Here is a 7,702-nt window from a genome sequence, read left to right as displayed (position 1 = left end):
GCACCATCGAGGCTCATGAAAAGCGATTTGATGATATGGTCGATAACGTGATCGCCAGCGATCGGAAGCTGGATCAAGAAAAAATAAAAACGGCGCAGCTGCAGAAAGAAAACAGCGGATTGAAAAAAGAAAAGCTGGAACTGCAGAAGGAAAACAAAACCCTGAAAAGCCAGTTGAATGTTTTGATGGAATTTGCAAAATCCCAGCTGGAGAAATTCAAAGAATGGCAAAAAGAGCGTCAGCAAGAAAAGCAAAACAATATTGCTAGAAAAAAAGACCAAGAGTTGGAACGCTAAAAGGCGCAGAAAGTCTTCACGCAGAGTGCCCAGTTATACACCACCCCAAAATCGGGGTGGTGAAAGGGATTCACTTGTCGCCTTCGGATGTAAAAAATACATAGATAAAAATGAAAAAAAAAGCAATAATTCGTTCGTAAATTTAGCTTGAGACAGAAGAACGTTCGCAAAGTGTATGACCACATTTGCGAACGGTTTGAAAAGAAAACTCAGAAATTATGTTCAATCCTTCATGGTTAATCAAGCACTAATGAAATAGAACCTGATTCGTGATTTACAACAATATCCTGTTGCTCAGAAGTGCCATCTTTATAAGTTACAGTTACGTTAATTAATATTTCCTCTTCTAACGAATTATGCGGGGGAATCGCTAGGGAGTATTTATATTTTTGCTGCTCGCTATATTTAACCGTAAAGGTATTACCAATGTATTTTATACCTTGGAATATTTCTGAATTGGGTGCATTGGTTAAATAATTAATTTTTTCTAGTACCAGCTTATCCCAGTTGGCTACTTCTTCCTTAGACAAAATTACATCTTCAATAAAAGTTCCCTTATTGATTTCATAGAAAATGGAGTCTATATTTTCTCCAGAAACATTGAGTGAAACATTGGTGAAAATTAAATTATCACCGTCCCCACTTATACTAGTTAAAACACCTATTCTTTCTAAAGTGGCTAAATCAAATGTCGTTTTTTCTTTTAAAAGTTCATGACCTGTATTATCAGCCGCATAAGCTGTAATCGTAAAAGTGGCCATTTGAGAATTCCCGTAATTACTGATAAACGGCAAATTGATCAGAAGTAATAAAAGAATGCCAACAGCACTTGCGACAGAGCCCCACTTTTTAAAATTGATTTGGCGAGACTTTTCTCGGTTTGGGTCAAAGCATTTCGTTTTCAACCGATTTTCTATTGCTTTAGACATTTCAATTGAGTTGACGGCATCTTTTATCTTTCGTTCATCCATCACTTTTCCTCCTCTCGATAATTTTGGCGAAGAAGCTCTCTGCCTCGCTGTAATCGCTTTTTAACTGCTGCTGCTGTAATGCTAAGTATTTTCGCTATTTCCTCAATCTTATAGCCTTCTACATAGTGGAGTAATAATACCGCCTTCTGCTTGTGAGGCAGTTTCATAAGAGCTTCAAGTAAACCGTAATTTTCTTCATTTCTACAATATAGTTGCAAGTCATTTATATCTAAATGTCTGCGAATAATATTATATCTTCGCATATTTTTACAGCGATTCGTTGCTACCGTAATGAACCAAGCCTTTTCGTGTTCGGAATCGTTAAAAGTAGGAGCCTTCGATAAATATTTAATAAATGTATCTTGCACAGCATCTTCCGCATCGGATTCGTTGCATAAAATAACTAGGCATATCCGAAATAACATGTTTCCGTACGTATCTACCATTCGGTCTATATCTATCTCTATTTCAGTTGTAGAAACAAACTGGTGCAAAGCTTATCAACTCCTTTCTTCACTTACTACACACTTGAAAATAGCATTTGGTGACTTTTTTATATAATTCTTTTTACTATTATTATTGTAATTCATTCATTTTACTGTGAAATTTGGTTTTATTGAGAGCGAAGAGGCACTAAGCGGTGTTTGGCAAGATATTGAGAGAGATAGAATATCTTGTGTAAATAAAAATAAAAGAACTATGCCGAAATTTTAGTTTACATATCATCAGATTATCGGAAGTCTTATAAAAGAAAATTGGAGAAGTTGCTGGCCTGTAGCATCTTCTCCAATTTTCTTTTTTTATGAACCTTTTACTAAAAAAGAAGATGCAGGATTGATCGGACTCTTATAACATGAAGAAAAGGAAACGGAGGCGAATAATAGATGTTGACTCCAAGTGAAGTAAGTACAAAGTTAAAGATCCAGCCCTCCACATTACGGAAATATTCGGCTTTGCTGGAACAGGAAGGCATCCAGTTCAAACGAACGCATAAAAACGCCCGACTTTATACGGATAGCGAATACATAGCGATTAAAGGCATCATAGCGGCAGTCCATAGCGGTAAGAAATCACTGGAAGAGTCTGTTGCAGAAGCTTCTAGGGATTTGAAAAAGAATATCTCTGTAGCGCCACGTGAGCGCGATAGCGACGACATAGCAACTGCTACGCTAAATGAAGTGAAACAGCTAAAAATCCAGCTGCAGCAACAAGAAGAGCGTCAAAAAGAACGGGATCTGATGTTTGTTGAAGTGCTGGAGAAGATGCAGCGGAAAATTGATGTGTTGGAAGATCAGCAGAAGCAATTACTTGCACACGTACCGGAGAAACCAGAATTAAATGCGCCAGAATCGCCCTCACAGCAGCCAGAAAGCGAATCAGAAACGGTCACACCCAAAAAAGACACCCGAGGTTTATGGGCAAGAATCTGGAACAAATAAAGGGTACTATTTCAGCGGAAACGAATGTAACTTATGTGCAGTTAAGTTACATTCAAGAACGCTAAAAATAAATCATTTCCATAAAATGTTATAGTCGACTTTAAGATATTAATCTGAAAATGGCAGGAGGAATGTCTAAATGTCTTACTTAAACGAATTGGTATATGCGATTGCTAATATTAATCCACTTATTCTGGTATTTCTCATTCTACTAGTGTCATTGATATGTGGAGCTATTACCTTCTTTTTGAAAAAAGACGAGAAGCTATTTTGGTCTCTCTTTGCTATTACGTCTGCTAATTTATTCTTAGGATTCTTCTTCTTAATTTCTATAAACGTTGATATTGGTTTAATTCTTTTGATTCTTTTGGTCGCAATGATGATAAACAAATATTTAAAAGCTAGAAGGAAGGCAATAAACTAATATGATTTTTTATCTAGCGATCAATCGAGTTTTTAAATGTTGAATGTAACTTATTGTGAATTAAGTTACATTCACATCCATGGTACAATTTGGTATATATGGATTTGTTATTTAGGAGGGGTACAATGAACAACAAATTTTGGAAAGTTGCTGGATTCTCATTTTTAATTGTGTTTATTCTCACTTATTGGCTAGGTGATCGCACAATAATGACAACTGATGTAAACGGACTTTCTTCAGCAGCATTATTAACGGATTCCGAATATTTTTTCAGAACAGCCGGTTATTCTTTAGTGATTACGGCACTTATTTTATTAGCAGTCTATTTACTTAATTTAATTCAGAAAAAAAGTCGAAAACAGTCGTCTTGAAGCAGTACGAAATCAAAGCTCTTATCGTTGATATGCATACCGACAATAAGAGCTTTTGGGCTTTTATAAGAAAAACTGAATGTAACTTATTAGCAATTAAGTTACATTCACATTCAGCGTTAAAGGGATTTATATGATTTTAGGTTACACTGCTTTTTTGTATTTTCGATACTTATAAATTAGCGAAATCAACATACCTATAGTTACGATTATCGGCAAATAAAATTTAACGAATGAACCACCTTCATACATGTAAGCAGCAAAATATAAAAATCCTAATGCCAATACACCTGTCCAAAGTGACCGAATAAATTTCTCCCTATCCGAAAGATTCCAGTAAAAAACTTTCATGATCATCGCCTCCTTTAAAAATTTTAAGACTGATATTTTTAATGTACGGTCTGATTTCCAATTAAGTTTCATTTTTTCAAAAAAGAGGAATTTTGATGAATCGTTTATAGAATTTTGAATGTAACTTAATGCTAATTAAGTTACATTCAAAACCCCCATTCTATTGACTTCCCGAGAAAAACAACTAAAATTGGATTTACTAGAAAAAATGATACATTCAAATCCTTGAATTTCCTGCGTTCGCTTTTCCTTGGCGGCGCTCTTTTTTCTTTTCTCAAAACACCTTGAATAGATCCTTACATCCGTTTTTTCTAGAAATAATTCTTTAGCAGCTAACTGAAAGGAGCTTCCCATGACCAAACAAAGCGAAATCAAAGACGTCCAGCCGATCCGATCACTCGAAAAGATCGAGGACATGAAATGGAGCTTGAAGAAGTGGTGCAGCGAACGGGATTACATCCTGTTTCTCCTGGGCATCAATTCCGGCTTGCGTGTCGGGGATCTGTTAACCATCAAAACGAGCGAGATCCAGGGCAAAACAGTGGTGGCGTTGCGTGAAGGAAAGACCGGAAAGCGCCGGACGATCCACCTCGGCAACATTTACGACGAACTAGATGCTTATATTCGCACGTTAGAGGGCGCTGAGTGGCTTTTTCCCAGTCGCAAGGGAAATGGACCGATTACGCGCGTTCAAGCGTACAGACAGCTTCAGAAAGCCGCACAGATGGTTGATATCACCGTAGGCATTGGCACGCATACTTTGCGCAAAACATTCGGCTATTGGCATTACAAGCAGTTTAAAGACATTGCCGAGCTGCAGAATATCTTGAACCATGCCCATCCGCAAATCACCTTGCGTTACATCGGCATCACAGACGAGCAAATCGAGAGCAATTTAAAAGCATTTCGCCTGTAAAATTGATTTAAGCTACCGACAGTATCCGGTGGCTTTTTTCATTTTTTCAAAATGAAATTTTGCTTATATATATTATTTAAAAAGATTTATTAAGTTCTTTCTATTTAAGGCATCCTATGAAGCTTAGAGTCCCAAGGGTTTGAAGATTTAAAAGAAAGAAATACTCCTGTCTATTGAAAGAAATGCTCCTGTTTATTGAAAGAATGTTTCCTTTTCAAATGAAAGTTGTTGTAAAATTACTTTCATAAGTTATATTTAAAGAAAGAAAATTAATATTAACATTCATTTTGATAGGAGTATTTATTTCATAACCAACAAGGGGAGAGATTGATTATGGGAAGATCAAATTCTAAACAACAAATAATTTCTTATGAAAATTCGATTCAAAAAAGTAATGAGTTATCTATGGCAAAACTAAACCATGGGTTGAGCTTAAATCAAATGCAACTGCTAGCATTTTCTATTTTTTCTACTCAAAAGGATGGAGTAACTGAATTTCACAAATCTGAATTCGAAAAAAAGTTTGAAATCGTCCAGTATCGGACTAATGATGCTAAAAAAGATTCGCAGCGAATTTTAGGTTTACAAGTAGCTTGGGAAGACTTGGAGAGTGACACGTTCGAATATTGGAATGTGTTCGCAAAAATGAAATACAAAAATGGACTGTTCAGCTTTACTTGGACAGAAGATATGATTCCTCATATTCTCGAATTAAAAGATAAATATGTTACAACTGATTTAACAGTCGCCTCAAAGTTTAAGAGCAGTTTTTCATGGACTCTATACGATTACATAAATTCTCATTATGACCACTGGTACAAGATTATTTCGAAAGAAGCTCTTATGAAATTATTTGGTGTCGAAAATAAAAAAGCGTATCTCAATAATACGAGTTTGTTTAAAAAGTATGTATTAGATATAGCTATTAAAGAAATCAATGAACATACGGGTTTAATAATTTCTTATAAAGATGAAAAAGAAGGACGTTCAATCGCCGGTTTTAAAATTGAATGGTCGAGTGGCGCAAGGGTAACAGGTGCTACAAAGAAACAGATCAAAGAGATTCAAGGCCTTATAGATATTGTTTTCGATGATATGTTCCAATACGTGAATATAAATGACGAAAACGATAGACAGCGTGCAATTCGTTTGATACAAGAAATCGAAGAAATGAGAGCATTCACTAGTGAATCTATTGGTATTACTAGCGAAAAAGCGAGTAATTTAATTCAGAAAGCTGTGTGGAATTTTAGAGAATTAAATAGGCTACTTAAAAAAAATCATAGAGTTTTATCAACTGGCTCATTAAAGAAAGTGGAATTTTATAACTGGCTGGAAGAAAGGGATTGATTTGATGGAGACCAAAATAATTAGTTTAAAGCGCAATACTAGTCGGGTACTAAATGCTGATGAAAAATTTTGGAACAATGTTAAATACATAACTTTCTACAACAGCGATGTGGAAGTGATATTAAAACGAGGGCGTCCTACTAATTATCTTCGCGTTGAATTTTTCGAGGCAATACAGGACCCTGGCCAACTTTATACAGAAGAAGAAAAGCTAGCAATTTATGAAGAATATAATTGTGCATATCGGTTTTCTAAAGAAAGTGCTGGTTTTTTGAGTTATTTATATAACGAAGCCGAAAACAGAGGACTTCTAAAACAGAAAGAGTATGAAATTATTAGTGATGTAATCAATAATAAAGTAGCTCAATATCGAGCAGAAAAATATGGAATGGGTAAGACAAAATGAAGAAGGTTTGCTTTTTATCGCAAGGTTGCTGATAATAGAAATCTTTAAAGGAAAAGGATGGCCGAGCAACCGGACCATCCTTTTTTTGCTCTTGATTTCCGGAAAAGATAGCCGAAGCCGGCTGTCTTTTCTTGCTCTTGAACTACTGGGGAATGATCGTCCATCGAGGACGATCGACCCCATGCCGTTGACCTTGGGGGGCGCATCCCAAAGGATGCAGCCCCTTGCTTTTGACCTTCGATCTTGCCCTCGGAGAGCACACCTTTACGGCAGTAAAGTATAGTGTGCTATACTTTACATGGAAGTTGACCGAGATAAGGGGGCGTGTTTTTGTGAGTTTTGCTGTGGTACGGATGCAGAAAATGAAAAGTCCGGATTTAAAGGGCATGCAATTTCACAACCAGCGAGAACGGGAAAGCCGGACGAATCCCGACATCGATCCGGACCGTGCGCACTTGAATTATGATTTGCTCCATCAAGAAAAAATTGATTACAACAAACACGTAAAAGCCATCATTGAGAGCCAAAAAGTGAGCGAACGGAAAACCCGAAAAGATGCGGTGCTCGTCAATGAGCTGCTGGTGACTTCGGACCGGAAATTTTTCGATGGATTGGATCCGGCTGAACAGAAACGCTTTTTCGAGGAAAGCCATAAATTGTTTTCGGAACGCTACGGCAAGCAAAATATCGCGTATGCGACGGTTCACAACGACGAGAAAACGCCTCACATGCATTTAGGGGTCGTTCCAATGCGTGACGGCAAACTCCAGGGCAAGAATGTCTTTAATCGGCAGGAATTACAGTGGATGCAGGAGGAATTCCCGAAACACATGCAAAGTGTAGGTTTTGATGTCGAACGGGGCATTGCCTCTGATCGGAAACACATTGAAATGAGCCGGTTTAAGGCATTGACGCTCAATGAAGAGATTAAAACCCTTGAGAAGGAAACAGATGCCCTTAGAAATGCGCTGACGGCTTCTAAGAAGGTCGATGAGCTGCAAGTCAGCAAACCCTCTCTCTTTGACCGGAATCACGTGAAATTGCCGGTAGAGGACTTTGAAGCACTTAAAGCAAGAGCGAGGGCCACGGAAGCCATCGAAAGCACCATCGAGGCTCATGAAAAGCGATTTGATGATATGGTCGATAACGTGATCGCCAGCGATCGGAAGCTGGATCAA

Annotated in this window: 11 protein-coding genes; 8 read left to right on the top strand and 3 right to left on the bottom strand. The window is 37.3% G+C overall.

From position 1 onward, the window contains the following. On the top strand, positions 1–296 hold a 296-nt coding region (locus tag Q0785_RS20050), incomplete at its 5' end, for a hypothetical protein (protein WP_298834555.1). Positions 297–532: 236 nt separating this feature from the next. On the opposite strand, the gene Q0785_RS20045 is transcribed toward Q0785_RS20050, so the two are convergent. Together Q0785_RS20045 and Q0785_RS20040 are read right to left on the bottom strand one after the other, a co-directional pair. Beyond that, on the bottom strand, positions 533–1,267 hold the full coding sequence (locus tag Q0785_RS20045; RefSeq protein ID WP_298834551.1) for a hypothetical protein: 735 nt from the start codon (positions 1,265–1,267) through the stop codon (positions 533–535). Continuing rightward, entirely contained in the window at positions 1,267–1,761 is a 495-nt protein-coding gene (locus tag Q0785_RS20040; protein WP_298834548.1) for an RNA polymerase sigma factor, read from the bottom strand. The genes Q0785_RS20045 and Q0785_RS20040 overlap by 1 nt, the downstream gene beginning before the upstream one ends. Before the next feature lie 390 nt (positions 1,762–2,151). Between Q0785_RS20040 and Q0785_RS20035 the strand changes: the two genes are divergently transcribed. The 3 genes from Q0785_RS20035 to Q0785_RS20025 all read left to right on the top strand — a co-directional run bounded on the left by Q0785_RS20035 (position 2,152) and on the right by Q0785_RS20025 (position 3,501). Continuing rightward, entirely contained in the window at positions 2,152–2,706 is a 555-nt protein-coding gene (locus tag Q0785_RS20035) for a hypothetical protein (RefSeq protein WP_298834545.1), read from the top strand. A 139-nt stretch (positions 2,707–2,845) separates the two neighbouring features. Next, the gene (locus Q0785_RS20030) at positions 2,846–3,130 is read left to right on the top strand and encodes a hypothetical protein (protein ID WP_298834542.1); all 285 of its coding nucleotides are present in this window, start codon (positions 2,846–2,848) and stop codon (positions 3,128–3,130) included. A gap of 125 nt (positions 3,131–3,255) precedes the next feature. Then, complete coding sequence (locus Q0785_RS20025; protein ID WP_298834540.1) at positions 3,256–3,501, top strand: hypothetical protein; 246 nt, start codon at positions 3,256–3,258, stop codon at positions 3,499–3,501. Positions 3,502–3,645: 144 nt separating this feature from the next. Here the strand turns inward: Q0785_RS20025 and Q0785_RS20020 are convergent, their stop codons facing one another. Continuing rightward, positions 3,646–3,852, bottom strand: a complete 207-nt coding sequence (locus Q0785_RS20020) for a hypothetical protein (RefSeq protein ID WP_298834537.1) — start codon at positions 3,850–3,852, stop codon at positions 3,646–3,648. A 352-nt stretch (positions 3,853–4,204) separates the two neighbouring features. On the opposite strand from Q0785_RS20020, the gene Q0785_RS20015 reads away from it, so the two are divergent. From Q0785_RS20015 to mobV, 4 genes are all read left to right on the top strand, one after another. After that, on the top strand, positions 4,205–4,768 hold the full coding sequence (locus Q0785_RS20015; protein ID WP_298834535.1) for a tyrosine-type recombinase/integrase: 564 nt from the start codon (positions 4,205–4,207) through the stop codon (positions 4,766–4,768). A 333-nt stretch (positions 4,769–5,101) separates the two neighbouring features. Further along, positions 5,102–6,118, top strand: coding sequence for a replication initiation protein (locus Q0785_RS20010; RefSeq protein WP_298834533.1), 1,017 nt, complete (start codon positions 5,102–5,104; stop codon positions 6,116–6,118). 4 nt (positions 6,119–6,122) lie between these two features. Continuing rightward, positions 6,123–6,524 (top strand): hypothetical protein, encoded by a 402-nt coding sequence (locus tag Q0785_RS20005; protein ID WP_298834530.1) that lies wholly within the window; start codon positions 6,123–6,125, stop codon positions 6,522–6,524. Positions 6,525–6,856: 332 nt separating this feature from the next. Then, positions 6,857–7,702, top strand: an 846-nt coding sequence (mobV, locus tag Q0785_RS20000; protein ID WP_298834527.1) for a MobV family relaxase, incomplete at its 3' end; no start/stop codon positions are given.

Source organism: uncultured Planococcus sp. (assembly GCF_947501725.1).
In the GTDB taxonomy this organism is placed as follows: Bacteria; Bacillota; Bacilli; order Bacillales_A; family Planococcaceae; genus Planococcus; species Planococcus donghaensis_C.
Note: the sequence above shows the minus strand (reverse complement) of the source record. Positions and strands in the feature narration are given on the sequence as shown.

What these genes read in the sequence shown, in the direction of transcription:
- Q0785_RS20020 (WP_298834537.1), bottom strand. Translation starts at nt 3,852, where the DNA reads ATGAAAGTTTTTTACTGGAATCTTTCGGATAGGGAGAAATTTATTCGG.
- Q0785_RS20015 (WP_298834535.1), top strand. Translation starts at nt 4,205, where the DNA reads ATGACCAAACAAAGCGAAATCAAAGACGTCCAGCCGATCCGATCACTC.
- Q0785_RS20035 (WP_298834545.1), top strand. Translation starts at nt 2,152, where the DNA reads ATGTTGACTCCAAGTGAAGTAAGTACAAAGTTAAAGATCCAGCCCTCC.
- Q0785_RS20025 (WP_298834540.1), top strand. Translation starts at nt 3,256, where the DNA reads ATGAACAACAAATTTTGGAAAGTTGCTGGATTCTCATTTTTAATTGTG.
- Q0785_RS20045 (WP_298834551.1), bottom strand. Translation starts at nt 1,267, where the DNA reads ATGGATGAACGAAAGATAAAAGATGCCGTCAACTCAATTGAAATGTCT.
- Q0785_RS20010 (WP_298834533.1), top strand. Translation starts at nt 5,102, where the DNA reads ATGGGAAGATCAAATTCTAAACAACAAATAATTTCTTATGAAAATTCG.
- Q0785_RS20030 (WP_298834542.1), top strand. Translation starts at nt 2,846, where the DNA reads ATGTCTTACTTAAACGAATTGGTATATGCGATTGCTAATATTAATCCA.
- Q0785_RS20005 (WP_298834530.1), top strand. Translation starts at nt 6,123, where the DNA reads ATGGAGACCAAAATAATTAGTTTAAAGCGCAATACTAGTCGGGTACTA.